Origin of the sequence: Salmonella sp. SAL-020, assembly GCF_017372215.1 — a bacterium.
GTDB classification, from domain to species: domain Bacteria; phylum Pseudomonadota; class Gammaproteobacteria; order Enterobacterales; family Enterobacteriaceae; genus Salmonella; species Salmonella enterica.
In genome coordinates, this window is sequence record NZ_CP071690.1 from 1,786,325 (window position 1) to 1,804,953 (window position 18,629).

General features: G+C 56.5%; 20 protein-coding genes and 1 riboswitch. Of the genes, 4 read left to right on the plus strand and 16 right to left on the minus strand.

All coding sequences use genetic code 11. The features are described from left to right. Window position 1: 1 nt before the first annotated feature. Genes pduS through pduA form a run of 16 tightly spaced genes read right to left on the minus strand, consistent with a single transcriptional unit; the run spans window position 2 to window position 13,247 of the window. The gene (gene pduS / locus J1G48_RS08375) at window positions 2-1,357 is read right to left on the minus strand and encodes a cobalamin reductase PduS (protein ID WP_000100783.1); all 1,356 of its coding nucleotides are present in this window, start codon (window positions 1,355-1,357) and stop codon (window positions 2-4) included. Then, complete coding sequence (gene pduQ, locus J1G48_RS08380) at window positions 1,354-2,466, minus strand: 1-propanol dehydrogenase PduQ (RefSeq protein WP_001091466.1); 1,113 nt, start codon at window positions 2,464-2,466, stop codon at window positions 1,354-1,356. The genes pduS and pduQ overlap by 4 nt, the downstream gene beginning before the upstream one ends. Before the next feature lie 11 nt (window positions 2,467-2,477). Then, the gene (gene pduP / locus J1G48_RS08385) at window positions 2,478-3,872 is read right to left on the minus strand and encodes a CoA-acylating propionaldehyde dehydrogenase PduP (RefSeq protein WP_001097684.1); all 1,395 of its coding nucleotides are present in this window, start codon (window positions 3,870-3,872) and stop codon (window positions 2,478-2,480) included. Continuing rightward, on the minus strand, window positions 3,869-4,879 hold the full coding sequence (pduO, locus tag J1G48_RS08390) for a two-domain cob(I)yrinic acid a,c-diamide adenosyltransferase PduO (RefSeq protein WP_001029486.1): 1,011 nt from the start codon (window positions 4,877-4,879) through the stop codon (window positions 3,869-3,871). Before pduO ends, pduP begins: the two co-directional genes overlap by 4 nt. 9 nt (window positions 4,880-4,888) lie before the next feature. Further along, a complete protein-coding gene (gene pduN, locus J1G48_RS08395; RefSeq protein WP_000549823.1) occupies window positions 4,889-5,164 on the minus strand; it encodes a propanediol utilization microcompartment protein PduN in 276 nt (91 codons plus the stop codon). Window positions 5,165-5,167: 3 nt separating this feature from the next. Then, window positions 5,168-5,659 carry a propanediol utilization microcompartment protein PduM gene (gene pduM / locus J1G48_RS08400; RefSeq protein WP_001012971.1) on the minus strand — a complete coding sequence of 164 codons (492 nt, stop codon included), beginning with the start codon at window positions 5,657-5,659 and terminating at the stop codon, window positions 5,168-5,170. After that, window positions 5,656-6,288, minus strand: a complete 633-nt coding sequence (locus J1G48_RS08405) for a phosphate propanoyltransferase (protein ID WP_000356718.1) — start codon at window positions 6,286-6,288, stop codon at window positions 5,656-5,658. The genes pduM and J1G48_RS08405 overlap by 4 nt, the downstream gene beginning before the upstream one ends. Then, window positions 6,288-6,770 carry a propanediol utilization microcompartment protein PduK gene (pduK, locus tag J1G48_RS08410; RefSeq protein WP_001284393.1) on the minus strand — a complete coding sequence of 161 codons (483 nt, stop codon included), beginning with the start codon at window positions 6,768-6,770 and terminating at the stop codon, window positions 6,288-6,290. The genes J1G48_RS08405 and pduK overlap by 1 nt, the downstream gene beginning before the upstream one ends. Window positions 6,771-6,773: 3 nt before the next feature. Beyond that, window positions 6,774-7,049 carry a propanediol utilization microcompartment protein PduJ gene (gene pduJ, locus J1G48_RS08415; RefSeq protein ID WP_001057755.1) on the minus strand — a complete coding sequence of 92 codons (276 nt, stop codon included), beginning with the start codon at window positions 7,047-7,049 and terminating at the stop codon, window positions 6,774-6,776. Window positions 7,050-7,067: 18 nt separating this feature from the next. After that, window positions 7,068-7,418 carry a propanediol dehydratase reactivase beta subunit PduH gene (gene pduH / locus J1G48_RS08420; protein WP_000377975.1) on the minus strand — a complete coding sequence of 117 codons (351 nt, stop codon included), beginning with the start codon at window positions 7,416-7,418 and terminating at the stop codon, window positions 7,068-7,070. After that, window positions 7,408-9,240 carry a propanediol dehydratase reactivase alpha subunit PduG gene (gene pduG, locus J1G48_RS08425; RefSeq protein WP_001268879.1) on the minus strand — a complete coding sequence of 611 codons (1,833 nt, stop codon included), beginning with the start codon at window positions 9,238-9,240 and terminating at the stop codon, window positions 7,408-7,410. The genes pduH and pduG overlap by 11 nt, the downstream gene beginning before the upstream one ends. Window positions 9,241-9,249: 9 nt before the next feature. Further along, window positions 9,250-9,771, minus strand: coding sequence for a propanediol dehydratase small subunit PduE (gene pduE / locus J1G48_RS08430; protein WP_001090597.1), 522 nt, complete (start codon window positions 9,769-9,771; stop codon window positions 9,250-9,252). 14 nt (window positions 9,772-9,785) lie between these two features. Next, window positions 9,786-10,460: a propanediol dehydratase medium subunit PduD gene (pduD, locus tag J1G48_RS08435; protein WP_000405052.1), complete on the minus strand. Its 675-nt coding sequence runs from the start codon at window positions 10,458-10,460 to the stop codon at window positions 9,786-9,788. 10 nt (window positions 10,461-10,470) lie between these two features. Beyond that, on the minus strand, window positions 10,471-12,135 hold the full coding sequence (gene pduC, locus J1G48_RS08440) for a propanediol dehydratase large subunit PduC (protein WP_001256896.1): 1,665 nt from the start codon (window positions 12,133-12,135) through the stop codon (window positions 10,471-10,473). Between the two features lie 18 nt (window positions 12,136-12,153). Continuing rightward, window positions 12,154-12,966: a propanediol utilization microcompartment protein PduB gene (pduB, locus tag J1G48_RS08445; RefSeq protein WP_000097497.1), complete on the minus strand. Its 813-nt coding sequence runs from the start codon at window positions 12,964-12,966 to the stop codon at window positions 12,154-12,156. Further along, a complete protein-coding gene (gene pduA / locus J1G48_RS08450; RefSeq protein ID WP_001183618.1) occupies window positions 12,963-13,247 on the minus strand; it encodes a propanediol utilization microcompartment protein PduA in 285 nt (94 codons plus the stop codon). The genes pduB and pduA overlap by 4 nt, the downstream gene beginning before the upstream one ends. A 524-nt stretch (window positions 13,248-13,771) precedes the next feature. Here pduA and pduF point away from each other — a divergent pair. The 4 genes from pduF to cbiB all read left to right on the plus strand — a co-directional run bounded on the left by pduF (window position 13,772) and on the right by cbiB (window position 18,626). Continuing rightward, the gene (gene pduF / locus J1G48_RS08455; RefSeq protein WP_001000023.1) at window positions 13,772-14,566 is read left to right on the plus strand and encodes a propanediol diffusion facilitator PduF; all 795 of its coding nucleotides are present in this window, start codon (window positions 13,772-13,774) and stop codon (window positions 14,564-14,566) included. 215 nt (window positions 14,567-14,781) lie between these two features. Continuing rightward, window positions 14,782-15,693 (plus strand): regulatory protein PocR, encoded by a 912-nt coding sequence (pocR, locus tag J1G48_RS08460; RefSeq protein WP_000622326.1) that lies wholly within the window; start codon window positions 14,782-14,784, stop codon window positions 15,691-15,693. A gap of 325 nt (window positions 15,694-16,018) precedes the next feature. Further along, window positions 16,019-16,194: riboswitch (cobalamin riboswitch) on the plus strand. Window positions 16,195-16,290: 96 nt separating this feature from the next. Continuing rightward, entirely contained in the window at window positions 16,291-17,670 is a 1,380-nt protein-coding gene (locus J1G48_RS08465; RefSeq protein ID WP_000741252.1) for a cobyrinate a,c-diamide synthase, read from the plus strand. Further along, window positions 17,667-18,626, plus strand: coding sequence for an adenosylcobinamide-phosphate synthase CbiB (cbiB, locus tag J1G48_RS08470; protein ID WP_000153660.1), 960 nt, complete (start codon window positions 17,667-17,669; stop codon window positions 18,624-18,626). The genes J1G48_RS08465 and cbiB overlap by 4 nt, the downstream gene beginning before the upstream one ends. Window positions 18,627-18,629 lie beyond the last annotated feature (3 nt).

The following is an 18,629-nucleotide window of genomic DNA, read 5'->3' on the forward strand; positions in this document are numbered from 1 at the left end:
GTTAACCTCTTACAACCGTGATGGCCTGTTCGCTGATGGCCGAAACAATGCCGTCGATGCTGGCGTGAATAGGTGCGCCGAGCGCGCCAGGCGGGACATCGGCAACGCATTGCCCGCGCGTCACGCGTTCTCCCACCGCAACGTTCGCTACCGCGCTGGCACCAATATGCTGGCGCAGCTGCAAAGTGACTTTTTCTACTGACGGCTCTTCTTCAACCAGCGGCGCTTCCTGGTACCAGGGGCTTAGTCCCAGTTTGGCGATCAGCCGCTTCACCGGCACCAGGCGATATTTCGCCATTTCGTCGGACGGATTCAGCGGCCCTTCGTAGCGCTGGTTTTGCGCCCGCAGCTCGCGTTTTAACATGCGGTTGATGCGCATCGGCGAGATCCCCACCGGACAGGCCACGCTTTCGCAAACGTTGCATTCCGAGCAGGTAAGGGCGCTCAGCAGCAGCTGCGGCGTGGCAGCCTGGTGAAAGTTCACCGCCCGCACCAGCAGGTGCGGAGAGAGTTCGTGGCCGATCAGGTGTCGCGGACAGAGATCGGTACACAGTCGGCACTGTTCGCAGACGGTGCGCGCGACGGAAAGCACCGTGCGCTCGTCCTGCATTCTCCGCTGGATAAGCGGATGGCTTTTGGGGAGCACCAGCAGGCCGCCGGTAGTTTTCGTCACCGGATTATCAAGAGAGGTAATCAGGCCACCCATCATCGGGCCGCCGTTAATAAAACCAGGGTCGTCGACCGTTGCGCCGCCCGCCAGCGCCAGTACTTCCCGCAGCGACATGCCAATGGGAACAGTAACGGTCAACGGTCTGGCGACCGCGCCGTTCACGGTCAACGTGCGACGAGTGACCGGAAACTGCTGCTCGACAGCCCGGGCAATATTCAGCACCGTTTGCACGTTATTGACGACCACGCCGACGCTGGCCGGTAGCGCAGCCGGGGCGACCCGGCGGCCGGTTGCCATCCAGATAGTCAGCACCTCATCGCCCGCCGGATAAACATCCGGCAGAATATGCAGGCGGATACCGGCGGGCAGTAGCGGGGTAAGGGCGTCGATGGCCCAGCGGTATTTTTCTTTCAGGGCAATCACCCCTTCGCGCGCGCCGGTCGCCGTCATGGCGTACTGTACGCCGCGCACAAGGCGCGCAGCTTGCTGCCACATCAGTTGCTGGTCAACTTTGAGCATCGGTTCACACTCGGCGGCGTTCACCAGAAAAATCTCTACCTGCGCCTGTAGTTTGACGTGAGCGGGAAAACCTGCGCCGCCTGCGCCGACAACGCCCGCTGCGCGGACGCGCTCACGAATTTCATCGGCGCTAAGGGACATTTCAACGCTGTTGATGGCGGTGCTCATAGCAGTTCCTCCAGCAGTTCACGAATTTCTTCGGCGCTGGCCGGGCGCGGGTTGGTGCGCAGCGTAACGTCCGCCAGCGCGGCCTGCACCATCGCCGGAATGCGTGCGGAAAAGTTGGATCTTCCTTCTTTAAGCGCAACGGCCAGTGAGGGAAGGGCGCAGCGTTGCTTAAGCAGTTCGATTTGCTGAATCAGCGCATTGATCGCCGCGATATCATTGGCTTCTGCCGGGCAAAAACCGCAGGCTTTGGCCAGCCGCGCGTAGCGTTTGGCGGCGCGCGGAACGCCGGCGTTAAAACGGATAACCGTGGTTAACAGCAGGGCGTTGGCCAGGCCATGCGGCAGATGAAACTGCCCGCCAAGCTGGTGGGCTATCGCGTGGTTAAGCCCCAGCCCCGCCTGGCTGAAGGCCATCCCGGCGAGCGTTGAGGCATTGTGCATTTTCCCGCGCGTCGCCACGCAGTCGCCTTTTTCCACCGCCGTGGGCAGATACTGGAACACCAGTTTGGCGGCTTTTTCCGCTAGCGCGTCGGTAAAGTCGCTGGCGCGCGGTGACACCCAGGCCTCCAGGGCGTGGGTCAGCACGTCCATGCCGGTGTTGGCGGTAATCTGCGGCGGTACGCTGACCACCAGCTCCGGGTCGAGGATCGCCATATCCGGATACAGCGCATTGTTGAACAGCGGATACTTGATGCCTTTATCCGGGTCGCTAATTACGCAGGCGCTGGTCACTTCCGAGCCGGTGCCGCTGGTGGTCGGGATCGCCACGCAGGTTTCGATGTTGATCCCGCTCTGCTGGCTAAACCAGACAATCGCTTTCGCCGCGTCCATTGCCGAGCCGCCGCCAAAACCGATCACCACCTGCGGTTGCAGAGCCTGCATTTGCGCAATGCCCTGAACCACTGTGTGGATGGTGGGGTCCGGCGTTATCTCGCTAAAGACGCTGATGCGGTTATCTGCGGGCAGCGCATTACGCAGGGTATCCAGCAGCGGAGAGCGCGCCAGAAAGCCATCGCAGATTATCCAGATGTGCTTATTGGTAAAGCGCTTGAGCACCGCCAGGCTGCCCTGACCGCTGTACAACCGCGTTTGTAGTGAGAAGGTATTCATCGCGACCTCAGTTAGCGAATAGAAAAGCCGTTGGTCAGTACGCAGCGCCGGGAACGGGCAAAAGTACGCGCTGACGTGGTCCCTTCACCGGTTGGCGTGGCGATAGTGAAGGTGGTAAAGCCTTCGCCGCCGACGCCGATCCCGGCATAAGAGGGGCCGTTTTTGACGAATATCGAGGTTTGCAGGGTGCGGGCCGCGAGGTTCAGGCGTGACACGTTCTGCGAGTGCATAATGGCGGTATGATGCAGCCCCTCTTCAACCTTCAGGGCCAGCGCCAGTGCGCTATCGAAATCGCTGACTTTTACCACCGGCAGCATCGGCATCAGCTGTTCGCTGGTGACCCACGGATCGTCGGCGTTGACAACGGCAATCAGCAGACGCGGCGCTTTTGCCGGGACAGCGATCCCGGCGGCTTCCAGCATGGCCGATGGGCTCTTGCCGACCAGTTTTTTATTCGCCTGGCCTTCAGGCAGGCAGACGGCGCGGAGTTTGTCGGTATCGGTCGGGCTTAGCAGCAGCGCGCCGAAGGTTTGCATTTGCTGCACCAGACGTTCGGCGACACTCTCCACTACGATCAGGCTCTTCTCGGCAATGCAGGGCAGGTTGTAATCGAATGACGCGCCGTTGATGATATCTTCCGCCGCTTTCACCAGGTCCGCCGTTTCATCAACGATGCAGGGCGGGTTACCCGCGCCAGCGCCAATCACCTTCTTACCGCTCTTCATGCCCATTGCCACAATGCCGGGGCCGCCGGTAATGGCCAGTACTGCGATTCGCGGGTGGGCCATCATCTGCTGGGTCGCTTCGAAGGTGGGTTCAGCTACAGTCACCACCAGATTGCGGATGCCGCAGCAGCGGAAGGCAATCTCTTCAATCAGGCTGATGAGCTTCAGAGAGACCTTTTTCGCCCCCGGATGCGGGCTAAAGTAGACGCTGTTGCCCGCCGCCAACATGCTGATGCTGTTGTTGATGATGGTTTCCGTCGGGTTGGTGCTCGGTGCGACCGAACCGATAACGCCAAACGGTGAGTATTCAAACAGCACCATGCCGCCGTCGCCGGTCAGCGCGGTGGTGGTGAGGTCTTCTACGCCCGGCGTGTTGTCCAGCGCAGCCTTGTTTTTGAGGAATTTATCTTCTTTGTTGCCCATCCCCGTTTCATTGGCGCTCTCTTCCGCCAGGGTCGCCAGCAGCGGCGTCAGCTCCTGACGCATCGCGCTGATAATGGCGCTGCGGGTTTTTAGCGGGCACTGCTGATAACGTAAGAACGCCTGGTGCGCGGCGTCGATGGCCTCGCTCACGGACTGGAAAATCCCTTTGCCCTGAGGCTGGACCGGCGTTTGCGCCGGCGTGGTTAATTGCTCGCTAAGAATGGTGCGAATCAGGGTTTCGAGTTCAGAAGTATTCATTGATGTGTTCCCACGTTAATAGCCGCGATGGCGGTCTGTGCTATGTCCATGTCCTGCTCAACGCTGCCGCCGCTGATGCCAAGACCCCCAATTAATATGCCGTCGCGCCATAGGGCGTAACCGCCGCCAAAGGTGACCACTTTTCCCTGTAAATGACTTTCCAGGCCATAAAGCGCGGCGCCTGGCTGAACAACATCGCTCAGCTCATGGGTCGCCGTTTTCATTGCCACTGCGGTCCAGGCCTTTTTCGGCGCCAGTTCGCTGCTGACCAGCAGGGCGTCCGGCATCCGCCAGGTCACAGTTTCCGTGCCGTGCGCGTCAACGATGCTGACGACTACCGGAACCTGCAGTTGCTGCGCGCGTTCAACGGCGGCGCGGGTGAGCTGGTGCAGATCGTGGAATGAGAGGGCCACGGGCGTTGTCTCCTTGCTGCGGGTCGGCTGGCTGGCAGCCAGATAGCGCTTGCTAACTTCGCGGATGATGTTGGCCTGGTGCGCATCGCTATCTTCCGCGCGGGCCAGGGCGTACAGGCAGTCCGATAAGCGGTTGATGTAGCGCATCAGCACCTGGCGTACGTTGACTTCAGTTGCCAGTTCAACCAGACGGCGTTCGGCGCGGCGCGCCAGCGTGCGGGCAAAATGTAAGCGGCTCGCGGCTTCGCAGCGTCCGGGTAAAATAAAGCTGTGCAGCGGTTCGACGCGGGCCATTGCCCGATCGATAGCGGCTTCCAGGGCCGAAATCTCTTCGCTGCTGATGTAGCGCTGTTTGGGCGATGGCTGCTCGCTGTCGCTGGCCAGCTCTGCGCTAAACCAAAAAAGTTGCTGCTGGATGGCCTCGAGTAAGGTGCGGTGATTTTCATCCGCAGCGGCGCAGGCGCACAGGCTCAGCGCGGCATTCAGCTCATCCAGCGTGCCGTAGGCTTCAACCCGCGGGTGCGTTTTGCTCACCCGCTGGCCGGTAAACAGTGATGTGGTGCCTGCGTCACCTGTTCGGGTATAAATCGCCATATTCGCCCCTTAACGTGAAAGCGTATCGACAATGCCGACAACGGCGAGGTCGATGGCCTCATTTGGCCCGGAAAAAACGTGCCTGGCGCTGGAGCCGCCGCTGAGCAGAACCAGCTCGCCGATGCCTGCGCCGACGGAATCCACGGCCACTTCATCGCCGGAGGTTGGCGAGGCGGGGAGTTCGCCATCGGCGCTGACCCGACGCACCAGCAGCAGCTTTTTCCCAATCAAAGAAGGTGATTTTTGCGTGGAGACAACCGCGCCCGTGACTCGTGCCAGATGCATGATTTACTCCTGCTTAATTAATTGAATATTCCGCGCATTAGCTGCTTCGCGCGCCAGGGCCGTCACGATGCATTTGCGGTGGACAACCACACGCCCCCGGCTTAGCAGCGCGACATCGCGATAGCTCAGCACCGAACCCGCGTGCAGAACCAGCGGCAGTCCGCGCTCATCGGTGAATACCAGCGGCAGACGAGCCAGTTTTTTTACCGGGATAACCGGCAGCAGCTGGCTGTGCAGGCTGAGCTGTACGCGGATGCCAAACGCCAGCGCGTCGTGAATTTTCCGGGCGGCGGTATCGTCGGTTTCTGCATCCGCAAGCTGACCCAGCAGCGGCAGGTCGACGAGCAGGATGCGCAGCGACGCGTGCTGACAGAACAGCGCTGGGCAGTCGGCATCGCGAAGCTGCGCAACGCTCAGCGTCACCGTGCTCTGGGCACGGCGCTGCAGTCGGGAGACAATCTCCTCGACAATGCGCTGCAGAGTTTCGCCGTTCATCGCGGGCCTACCAGCCGGGCAAAGGCCTGCGGGTTATCGGCACCAGCGGCGTTGGCTTCATCGGTATCAATGTGCATTTCGAGGCGCATGTCCGGTGAAACGCGAATCGCCACATTGTTGAAAATCAGCCCGCGCTCGTCGCCTTCAATCGCTACCGAAACCCTATCGCCGTGGGAGACCTTCAGGATCAGCGCATCAAGCGGCGACATATGAATATGCCGCTGCGCGACGATAACCCCGGAAGGTAGCTCCAGTTCGCCAAAGGGGCTGACCAGGCGGATGCCAGGTGTGCCCTTCAGGTTGCCGGACATTCTCAGCGGCGCGGCAATCCCCAGCGTTCTCGCATCGGTACGCGAAATTTCCACCTGGCTTACCGAGCGCAGCGGGCCGAGCAGGCGCACATTGTTGAGCTGTCCTTTCGGCCCTACCAGGGTGACGGTTTGCTCCGCAGCATATTGTCCCGGCTGCAGTAGCGCTTTTTTTTCGCTGATGGGATGGCCGGGAAACAGCCGCTCATAATCCTGCGCGGACAGGTGGATATGACGGTTTGAGACGCCCAGCGGAATAGGCCGCTGGCGCATCTCGTCGAGAACTTTACGGACCGTTGATTGCAAAAGCTCTTTATCCATTACGCTTCACCTCGCTTGCCGGAATGAATGCAAAGCGTACGAGGTTCGCCCTTCTGGCGCGGACATTTTGGATCCAGACACAGATTGCAGCTGACCAGTTCTGATTCCTGCGGGGCCTCTTCGGCTGGCGCTTCAGAAACGACATCAGCTATCTCTGACGCTTCAGGCTCAGGTTCAATGACGGAGGGGGAGGGTGTCTCTGCGAGCAGGATCCCTTCTCCGGGCCTGGCGATAACCTTGTGGGCCACCAGACCATTCCGCTGTTCGGCAAATTGCGCACCGGTGGTGATGGCCGCCTGCACGGAGGCCACATCACCGGTAATTTTAATCACCATCCAGCCTGAACCATTGGTCTTTTCGAGGGCGAGCAGCGTGATAGAAGCGGATTTCGCCATGATATCGGCGCAGCTGATAGCCAGTGCCAGACCACAAACTTCAAGTAATCCCAGTGATTGCTTCACGCGGTGCTCCTTATTCGCCATCGATTAGGCTGATTTCGGTAAAATGGCCTCAACATCACTGTGCGGACGCGGGATAACGTGGCAGGATTTCACTTCACCCACGACGCTTGCCGCCGCGCTGCCGGCATCTACGGCTGCTTTAACCGCGCCGACATCGCCGCGAACCATGACGGTAACCAGGCCAGAACCAATTTTTTCGTAGCCCACCAGCTGTACGTTGGCGGATTTAACCATTGCATCGGCGGCTTCAATGGCGCCGACCAGCCCTTTTGTTTCAACCAGTCCCAGTGCGTTATTCATACTGCCGTTCTCCTGTGATTAAGCATGGAGATCCCGAAAGGGGATCCCTTTGACCAGCCGTGCCGCGTTATTACCGGTGTTGCGTTGGGCCTGACTGTCCTGATGATGCATCAGCGTAAAAAGCGGCGCCGATACGGGTAAATTCTTGTAATGTACGACCAGCGTATGTCGATCGCAGGCAATGCCGACCAGCAGCGGCGAGCTGCGCGCCGCCTGCCAGGCGCTGTCAACGACATCTCCAGCCGGGTGATGCTGAAGCAGGAAAGGGATGCCTTCCTCTTCGATACCCAGCAGCACTTCGTGCCAGAGGCTGGCGCAGTCGTTGATAACGGTAATGACGATGGCCGGGGCGCTGTGATTACTGTCCATGTGCAAACTCCTTGTGCCAGGAGAGAATCAGGCCGGTGGCCACCGCGTTTCTTGGGCCTTCGCTGCCGCGAATATTTCCTCGCCCGGCGACCAGGCGGTAGTGCGCCAGCGCATCGGTGACCAGCTGCGGAACTTCGAAATCCAGCGACGAGCCGCCGACCAGCACCACGAACGGAATATCGCGAATGTTGCCGGTTGGACTGACCTGGCGCAGCGCGCGCAGGGCGTTGGTGACAAAGACGCGTTCTTTAGCGCTGCGGCGAATGGCGCGCACTTTTTCCAGCGCTAAGTCGCCGGGAAGCGGCACCAGTTCGTCCGGTTTCACCACGCAGACGCGGGCGAACACGGCGGGAGGCAGCGGCGTCGGGAAGAACTGGACGCTGCCGTCCTCGTGGCGTAAGTGGAACAGGCTTTCGACCTTCGCCAGCGGGTATTTTTTGATCTCTTCCGCCAGATAGCGGTCTTCCAGCCCCAGCTCGCGGGCAATAATCATCGTCACCATGTCGCCTGCACCGGCGAGGTGAGTGGCGATGATTTCGCCTTTAGGGTTGATGATGGAGGCATCGGTGGAGCCCGCGCCGAGGTCAAGGATCGCCAGCGGTCGGGTGGTACCCGGCGTGGTCAGCGCGCCCAGAATGGCGGCTTCAGCCTCAGCGCCGCCGATCTGCACGTCGATATTAAGCTTCTGCTCAATTTCACGGGCAATCATCGCCATCTGCAGACGGTCTGATTTCACCATCGAGGCGATGCCGACGGCCTGCTCCAGTGAGAACTCCCCGGCCAGACCGCCGGTGACGCTCACCGGAACCGAGGTGTCAACGGCCAGAAGATCCTGAATGAAAATCTCGCTGCTGGGCTTATTGGTTAGCTCGGCCATGGTCTGGCGTACGTGCTCCAGCATGCCGCCGATATTGGTCCCGGCCTCGCCGGTGACGTTGTCGAGCTTGCCGCAGCCGTCCACCGCTTTCATGATAGCTTCGGCACCGGCGGCAACATCCACGCGCACGGTACGACCCTGAGCCTGCAGCTCCAGGTTACCGGCGGGTATTGCGCGCGCTTTGACGTCGCCGGATGGCGTTTTAACCACCACGGCGGAACGGTTGCCAATCAGCGCGCGCGCCATCGGGACGATGTTTTTCGTCTCATCGGCGTTGAGGTTGAATACGGTGGCGATGCCGTAAGGGTTGGAGAGGGTCTCGATAACCTTCCCCGGCACGGCGACTTCAATCGCCGCCAGCATCCCCAGCGGAATGCGGTCGATGTAGAGCACTTCGTCAACGATCGGCAGCGATTTTTCCAGCCGGTTGCTGACCAGCACGCCATCGTCGCGCTGCAAAATGACGCCGGTAATCTGGTATCCGGCGCGCATTGAGGCGTTGATAACATTGGCGATGTCGGCAAAATCGAATGCTGACGATACCACCAGAATATAGGACGAGTCCGCAGGGCGGGTTAACAGCTCCTCCGGCGTAATCGTGATACCCACACCAAGGCCTGCTCCGCCCGGCGTTTTTGGGTTATGGCCGATCATTGTCGATTCGGTGATGATGGTTTCGGTAATGGTTTCCATCGCCACATCGCCAATCACCGGCGTGGCTTCGTTAATGCGGATGAGCGAAATATCGCTGACATTGATCCCCGCGCGCTTTGCGACGAGGGCGAGCGCTTCCTGAATGCCGAACACGTTACGCAACGTGCCTTTGATCCCGGTGGTTTCCGCCAGCGCGCTGTGCGTAATCGTCAGTGCGCCAGTCTCATCTTGCCGCGCCAGTGCGACTTCCGTTGATGAGTTACCGATGTCAATGCCAGCTATATATCGCATACGAAATCCTTAATCGTCGCCTTTGAGTTTTTTACGCTCAACGTACAGCCCTGCCGCTTCACGAACGAAAGCTGCGCAAATCTTTGCCTGATAACGGTTTTCGAGATCGTCGGCGATAGCGAGCAGCTCTTCTTTCGTTGAACGATACGGACGAAGGGCGTTGTAGATTTCAAGAATGCGATCGTCCGGTACCGCGGTCAGTTCGGCGGCGCGTTCGAAGTTCATCGCCAGCCGGTCGCGGCCCGCATCTTTGGCGATAGACGCCTGTAAGCGCAGGGTTTCCGGGGTAATGCGCATATCCTGAGCGGTGACTTTATTGCTCAGCACGTTTTCCAGCGTAAAGTCGTCCAGCGTTTTATTGGTGGCGGTTTTCACCCATTCCGGGTGTTTGTTCGCCAGCGGGTAGTCGCTGACCTTTGCGCTGCGGGACGTGCCGCCTGCCGCAGGAGCCGCTGCTGGCGCATCGCCCTGCAGGCTGTTCATGCGGCTCAATACGTCCCGAACCATCGATTCAATTGCGTCGGTATTCATGGAGTTATCCTTTATCAAAGCGCCACGCGCAGTTCCTGCGGGTTTTTGCCCGTCACGACGTACTTGGTCTCTTTAATGTGCAAAATGGCCGACTTTGCCTGGTACTTCGGGCGTGCCATCTGGTCATTGAGCGTAGGGACCGGCTGTGGTGATTCGCGTTTCGCATAACGGGCGGCGTTTTTACCAATCTGACGGTAGGTTTCCAGCGTCAGCAGCGGCGCCTGTGGGAACAGCTCCAGGTTGGAGAGCGGCGGTAGCCCCTGCTGGTGGATAACCGTAGTGCCTTTCGACTGGATGCCGATGGAGATGCCGGAGCCGCTCAGGCGGTTACCTTCCACGGCGACGAACGCCACGTCGGAAGATTTAAAGCAGCGAATCACGCGCGCCCTGATACCTTCTTCTTCAATACCGGCAATGACTTCGCGCAAAATGCTCTTATGCGGTAAGCCGACGATATTGACGGTTTGCGCCAGGCCAAATGCCGGGCCGACGGCGATAATGACTTCGTCCTGCTGAGTGCCCTGGCGCGCTTCGCCCACTTCGGTCAGAAAGCCGTCGCCCGCAGGCGCAGCGGTCTGTGGTGCTGTGGATACCGCAGGCGCATTAAACGAGACGGGTTTATCGCTGCCCTTCATATCGCGAAGCACGTCTTCAATTATCTGGCGCAGCAATTTTTCATTAATTTCCATTTCTCACCCCTTAATCAATCTCGTTGGGATCAAGAGCGCCAGGGATGTTTTTAATCTCTTCCCAGCGTTCTCCCTGCAGGCGATAACCTGTTGCCGGACCGGCATAGTCATTGACGTCATTAACCGCAGAGAGCACTTGTCCGTCGCCGACGATAATGGCGGAGGTGTGCAAATAGTCGCCGGTTAGCTTGGCTTTCTGGATGTTGAGCATGTCCTGGGCCACGTCGGTAAACCCGCCCTGCGCCAGCGCTTTAACGACTTCCAGACCGTTGCGGTTTTTATTGATGATTTCTTGGGCGAACTTGATGTCTTCGACGATGTTACGCTCCGGCATATCTTTCGAACCGTGGGCATAGGTCGCAGCTTCAACTTCTTCATCGGTAATCGGCGGCAGTCCCATTCCGGCAAACACGGCCTGCAGCGCGCGGGCGGCTTTGTTACGGATGGCGATAACGTCCTCTTCGCGAACCGGGCGCAGACCACCGTCCACTTTCAGGTCACGCTGGATAACGTTGTAGTCGTCAAAGTCTTCCGCATCTTCGTTGGAACCGGCGAACATGTTGTCGTAGTTCGGCACCGCGGAATAACCAGAGGAGATAAAGTCGGTACCCGGCAGGAACTGCATCAGCAGGCGCGCGGTACGACGCATATCGGAGTGGGTGAAGGTCTGGTCGTTACTGGAGGCGCATTCCAGATCCAGCGAAGAGCAGATCAGGTTTTCCGCCAGCACGGCACGAATGCCTGACGGCACGGCAGACGGTACGCCGATGCAGCTTACGGAGCCGTTTTGCAGCCCCTGAACGCCCGCGGCTTTGGTGATATAGATGCAGCGCGCTTCCAGATACAGCATGGATTTGCCTTCGGCGTAGCCCATCTGCACTTCGGAGCCGGAGCCGGAGGTGAAGCGCATTTTCAGGCCGCGAGAGGCGTAGGAAGAGGCTAAGAAGCCCTTCGACCATGGGGTATCGTCACCGTCGGTGAAGACCGGCTCGGTGCCGTAAACGGAGATGGTTTCGGCGTAGCAGGTGTGGCCCAGCATGCCGAGCTTCAGCTCGGTGGCTTCTTCCAGCGAGCATTGAGTCAGTACCCCCGGACGACCTACCTGAGAACCAACCAGCAGCGCGATGGCGTTGAACGGCGCATAGCGCGCTACCGCAACCGTCGTCTCTTGTTCGTCAAACCCGCGCCATGCGCCTTCGGCGGCATCGGCGGCAATTTGCACCGGGTTGTCTTTAACGTTGGTGACGTGCGCCTGTTGAGATGGAGTACGGCGGGCGCGCATTTTCTGCATCGCCATCATCATCTCAACCACGTTCATATGCGAAACCACTTCGACAATTTTCGCTGGGGTCATCGCGGTGGTTAGCGGAACGATTTCGCTGCGCTTGACGTTCGGATCGCACAGCATGTTAGCCAGCTTGACCGAATCCATCGCCATCACTTCTTCGGCGCGGTTCAGGTTGATGCCGTAGCGGGCGATAAAGTGGTCGATCAGGTCGAATTCGCTAACCGGTTTTCCGTCCAGCTCGGTTACCGCGCCGTTAACGATTTTTATCGACGGTTTTGGGTCGTTCGGGCTTTCCATCGCGATAAAGCCTTCTTCGATCCACTCCTTAACAAAGCCGTCCTGATTCACAGGGCGTTTCGCCAGTGCTTCAAATCTTTTCGATCTCATGAATCAGCCTCGTGGGTATCAGATGTAGGACGGGCGATCGTTTTTCGGTTCAGAACCGAGGGTCGCAAGGACGGTTTTGCCGATTTCGCGGGCGGAGGTCACCGCCTGACGGACCGCGCCGGAGTCGCCGGAAATCACCAGAATAGCTTCGTTACTAAAGCTGGTGCCGTGCGCCGGAGAGCTGTACGCCACGACTTCAACGTTGGCTGACTTCAGCGCGGTATCGGCCATCAGTACGCCGACGGAAGCCGGAGCGCCGACGATAATGCCGCAGGCGCGGCCAATCGGCGCGCCGAACGCTTTTTCCAGCGCATAGCTGGCGCGAGCGGTGTACTGCAGCTCGATATGTCCGGCTTCGTTGCCGTAAACATCACCGAAGGTGCGGTCCAGCTCTTTCAGCGCGACTTCGATACCGCGCTTGACGTCGGATACATCGTTACCGCCTAAAATAATCAGCGAACCGTGGCCCGCTCCGCCTTTGGTATCGCGCGGCAGCTCAATGCTGACCACTTCGGTGTTGGTGGCTTTCACCGCTTCGTCCGCCGCCATAATGTGCGGGCCTGCGCCGGTGCGGGCGCCGAGAATACCGATGGAACGATAGCGCTTCTCAAGCTTCATCGCGTCCAGCAGGGCGGTATCGACGTTGGCGATAACCAGGCCCAGGGTATCGCCAATGGCGGTCCCGACAAATTCCGTTAAACTGCAGCTTTTTTCTGCCATAGCCGTCTCTCGTATAGGTTGGGGTTGACCAGGGATGGCCTGTTGTTCCGGCGTTGCCACACGGGCAATCACCTGCGCCATGATCTGTTCCACCAGCTCATTGCTGCTCATTGGCTAATTCCCTTCGGTAAGATTTTTTCTACATCGGTGTGAGGGCGTGGGATGACGTGTACGGCTTTCACTTCACCCACGTTGCGTGCGGCTGCGGCACCTGCATCGGTGGCCGCTTTGACCGCGCCAACATCGCCGCGCACGATGACGGTTACCAGCCCGGAGCCAATCTTTTCATAGCCCACTAACATCACATTGGCTGACTTAACCATTGCATCAGCGGCCTCTATGGCTGCGGTTAAGCCTTTGGTTTCTACCATTCCTAGTGCTTCTTGTTGCATAAAGACCTCGCATGGAGTGTTCCGATAGTTGGGACTATAAGAAGATGCGAGGAAAAAGAATGGCTGACTTGCTGTTGAGCATCAGAAAATAATGAGAAAGCAATATGACTAAATTGCCTTTTATTTTTATAACTCATTGATAATCAATATTTAATTTATTATTGTCTATATGATTATTTTGTTTTTATTATTTCATTTTTACATTTTTGTTAGTGACGAGAGTATTTTTATTTGATATGGCGAAAGACGCAAAATGTGATGTTTATTCGAAATTGATAAGTTGGCTTGTGCAATATTTTATTATTTCAACAGGCGTATTTTATAGCTCAAATTTCCCGTGTGATGGGCTGATAAAAATATCGGAAAAGCAAAATTTTGCTATCGCAACACGATTTTTCCGGAAGGCAGGCCCGCAGGTTGCCAACAATTTACAGGCGGCACTTTTTATAGTGAGGTTAGCTGTACTCTACCGCCAGCCGAAACTTGCGCTGGCCAGGACACGAACTTTGCTCAGAAGGTGTCACATGAATGATTCTCTAAAGGCGCAATGTGGTGCGGAATTTTTAGGCACCGGACTCTTTTTGTTTTTTGGTATCGGTTGTTTGAGCGCGCTCAAAGTCGCAGGCGCCAGCCTCGGATTATGGGAGATTTGCATTATTTGGGGGCTTGGAATTTCACTGGCCGTTTACCTTACTGCCGGAATCTCCGGCGGACATCTTAACCCTGCGGTGACGATTGCGCTGTGGCTGTTTGCCTGCTTTCCCAAACAGAAAGTATTGCCTTATATTATTGCCCAGTTTGCCGGCGCTTTTGGCGGCGCTCTGCTGGCGTATGTGCTTTATAGTAGCCTTTTTACTGAATTTGAGACTGCGCATCATATGGTGCGCGGTAGCGTCGAAAGTTTGCAATTAGCCAGCATTTTCAGTACCTATCCGGCCGCAGCGCTAAATGTATGGCAGGCTGCGTTGGTGGAAGTGGTCATTACGTCGATTCTGATGGGCATGATCATGGCATTGACGGATGATGGCAATGGCATTCCTAAAGGGCCGCTTGCGCCTTTGCTTATTGGGATATTGGTTGCCGTTATCGGCGCGTCTACTGGACCCCTTACCGGTTTTGCAATGAACCCGGCGCGTGATTTCGGTCCCAAACTGTTCACATGGTTAGCGGGGTGGGGGAACATGGCGATGAGCGGTGGGCGAGAGATCCCTTATTTTATCGTGCCGATTGTCGCGCCTGTTATCGGCGCCTGTGCCGGAGCAGCCATATATCGCTATTTTATTGGTAAGAATTTACCTTGTAACCGCTGTGAACTGTAAGAAAATGCGAACCAGATTCACAGCAATGATGTATCGTAAAAACAGGTGAGATAATTTCGTGATCTGCTTTCACGAACTGATCAAAAGTCTCCCAGCAATGGGAGACTTTTGATATTGTCATTGTACTTTTTATCAGGGCCAGGATAATGCTAATAAAAAGTGAATGTAAATAATGTGTTTTGTTTATAACAATAAATTAACTGAGGGGTTTTATCATGATTTCTGCGAGCGCTCTGAACTCAGAACTCATTAATAAAATCGCACAGGATTTTGCACAAGCCACCGGTCTGGCGGTTGTGGTTGTCAATATTCATGGTGATGAAATATCTGAGCTATTCAATTTCACGCCGTTTTGTCAGTTGATGCGGCAGCATCCCCAGCATAGTACACGTTGTCGTATGAGCGATCGCTGCGGGGGACTGGAGGCATCGAAGTCCGATCAACCCTGTATTTATCGTTGTCATGCCGGTCTAACGGATTTTTCTATTCCGCTGGTAATCGCAGGGCATTTAGTTGGCTTTGTTTTATGCGGGCAGGTTCGTTTAAGTAATGACGTGGAGCTGGTAAACATTCTTAATGTCGACGATCGCTGGCAGGCTGATCCTGAGCTCTTGAATGAATTTCGGAATGTGCCAGAGATGGACTATTCACGCGTTATCGCTTCCGCCGATCTTCTTAAACTGATAGTTGAGAATTGCCTGAAAAAACAGCTCAATTTCGTGGTTATCAAAGACAATCCGCAGCAATCGGAGGCAAATAAAACCACTCGTGGTCCCACTCCGCATGACAGTAAAATGAAAAAAGCGCTTCGCTATATTGATGCGCATTTGTCCGACGATCTTCGTCTTGAGGATGTCGCCTCACATGTCTATCTCAGCCCCTATTACTTCAGTAAGCTATTCAAAAAATATCAGGGAATCGGATTTAATGCGTGGGTAAACCGCCAGAGAATGGTTAGCGCCAGAGAATTGCTTTGCCATAGTGACTGGAGTATTGCCAGTATTGCGCGTAATTTAGGCTTTTCGCAAACCAGCTATTTTTGCAAAGTCTTCCGCCAGACCTATCAGGTTACGCCGCAGGCTTATCGCCAGCAGATAAATGAGAATTCTCATCCTCCATCGTTATGAATAGCAATATTTTGCTATTGCCGATTTTTGATAGTCTTTTGTATCTTAATCATTTCAGAAAGAAAATTTATCTGGTGTAACAATAAATTGTCATAGCGCAACAAAATAATAAAATTTAGGGCATAAACTGCATCAGTTTTTATTTTTGTGATGAAGTACAGTGTCAGGAAAGATAAGTTTTATTACGCTTTGTCGATACGTTTTATCGTCAATATACCGGTAAGGATGAGTAGATTAACGTCAGATGAGCAACCGCTCAGGCTATTGCTCACAGAAATGTAAAACGTAGCACATTATTAATTGCCGTTATGGGTGTGCCGTACAGCCATAACGTAAACCAACAGGTTTGCCACATTTGTGGTAGGGAAGGGGGTGAAAATCCCCCGCAGCCCCCGCTGCTGTGATGCTGACGACCCCGTAAAGACCACTGATCGCAAGATTGGGAAGGACGGGCGAGGAGGACGCTAAGCCAGAAGACCTGCCTGTCGGTGATAACCAACAACTTCGGTGGGAAGTGGGTTGCGAAGACGCGTACAGTCGAAAGACTGAACATGCGCGTACCTGTATACCCCTACCACCCTGAACAGGATCAGGGTAATGGCGGCAAGGCATCACGCATTTATTCTTGCAGGCACAGGAAGCGGTTGCGGCAAAACCACGGTGACGCTTGGTTTGTTGAGGCTGCTGCAAAAACGCGCGCTGCGCGTACAGCCGTTTAAAGTTGGGCCAGATTACCTTGATACCGGCTGGCATACCGCTATCTGTGGCGTGGCGTCCCGTAATCTTGACAGTTTCATGCTTCCTCCTCCTGTTCTCAACGCCTTATTTTGCGAACAAATGCGGCAGGCGGATATCGCTGTCATTGAAGGCGTCATGGGGCTGTATGACGGCTATGGCGTCGACCCCAATTACTGCAGCACAGCCGCGATGGCCAAACAGCTTGGTTGCCCGGTCATCCTACTGGTGGACGGCAAGGCTGTTTCAACGTCGCTTGCGGCTACCGTTATGGGATTTCAGCACTTCGACCCGACCCTCAACCTCGCGGGCGTGATTGTGAATCGCGTCACTAGCGACGCCCACTATCAGCTCCTCAAAAATGCCATTGAACATTATTGCTCACTGCCGGTACTGGGGTATGTTCCTCCTTGCGACGGCGTCGCATTACCTGAACGCCACCTGGGGTTGATTACCGCCAGAGAATCCCTCGTCAATCAGCAATCATGGCATGATTTTGCCGCCTCGCTGGAACAAACAGTGGATGTGGATGCGCTACTCTCGCTGAGCGTGTTATCAGCGCTTCCGACGGGAATGTGGCCTGAGCGCCCCGATAACACAGCGGGGGCAGGGCTGACGCTTGCTCTGGCGGATGATGAGGCCTTTAACTTTTATTATCCCGATAACATCGATTTTCTGGAGCGTGCCGGCGTTAACATTGTGCGTTTTAGCCCACTGCATGACCGCGCATTGCCTGATTGTCAGATGATCTGGCTGGGCGGTGGATATCCTGAATTATACGCCGCGGATCTGGCGGCAAATACGGCGATGTTAAAACATTTGCGGGCGGCGCATCAGCGCGGCGTGGCGATTTACGCGGAGTGTGGCGGTCTGATGTATCTGGGGAGCACTCTGGAGGATAGCGGTGGGGAAATTCATCAGATGGCGAATATTATCCCCGGTCACAGCAAAATGGGTAAGCGACTTACCCGCTTTGGCTACTGTGAGGCGCAGGCTATGCAGCCAACGCTATTGGCGGCGCCTGGCGAGATAGTGCGCGGCCATGAATTTCACTACTCAGATTTTATCCCCGAAACACCCGCCGTTATGGCCTGTCGTAAGGTTCGCGATGGCCGCGTGTTACAGGAATGGACTGGCGGCTGGCAGACAGGCAACACGTTTGCCAGCTATCTGCACGTCCATTTCGCCCAGCGTCCGGAAATGTTGCAGCACTGGCTGGCGGCGGCGAGGCGCGTATTATGACGATCCTTGCCTGGTGTATCGCCTGGGTGCTGGATTTTATCATCGGCGACCCTCAACACTGGCCCCATCCGGTACGCTGGATAGGCCGATTAATTACGTTTGTGCAGCGTATTGTGCGTCGCTATTGTCCCGGCGATAAAGCGCTGCGGATTGGCGGCGGCGTAATGTGGGTTGTGGTTGTCGGGGCGACCTGGGGCGTGGCATGGGGCGTACTGGCGCTGGCGCAGCGGATTCACCCCTGGTTTGGCTGGAGCGTCGAAGTCTGGATGATCTTTACCACGCTGGCCGGACGCTCTCTGGCCCGCGCCGCGCAGGAGGTTGAACGACCGTTGCGGGAGAACGACCTTGCGGAAAGCCGAATAAAACTCTCCTGGATCGTCGGGCGCGATACGTCGCAACTTCAGCCAGCGCAGATCAATCGCGGCGTGGTGGAAACGGTTGCAGAAAACACCGTTGACGGCATTATCGCGCCGCTCTTTTTCCTCTTTCTCGGCGGCGCGCCGCTGGCGATGGCCTACAAAGCCGTCAATACCCTGGATTCAATGGTGGGCTACAAACATGAAAAATACCGGGCGATTGGTATGGTCAGCGCCCGTATGGACGACGTAGCGAACTATCTTCCTGCCCGACTGAGCTGGCTGTTGCTGGGCATTGCGGCAGGACTGTGTCGCCTGAGTGGTTGGCGTGCGCTGCGTATTGGCTGGCGTGACCGTTATAACCACAGTAGCCCAAATTGCGCCTGGTCGGAAGCGTGTGTGGCCGGCGCCTTAGGTATCCAGCTCGGCGGCCCAAATAACTACTTTGGCGAGCGTGTGGACAAGCCCTGGATAGGCGACGCGCAGCGCGATATTTCCGTGGACGATATTTCCCGAACGATTCGATTGATGTGGGTCGCTTCAACCCTGGCGCTGGCGCTGTTTATTGCGGCGCGGTGCGGGTTATCTGGCGTGGCCTGAGGA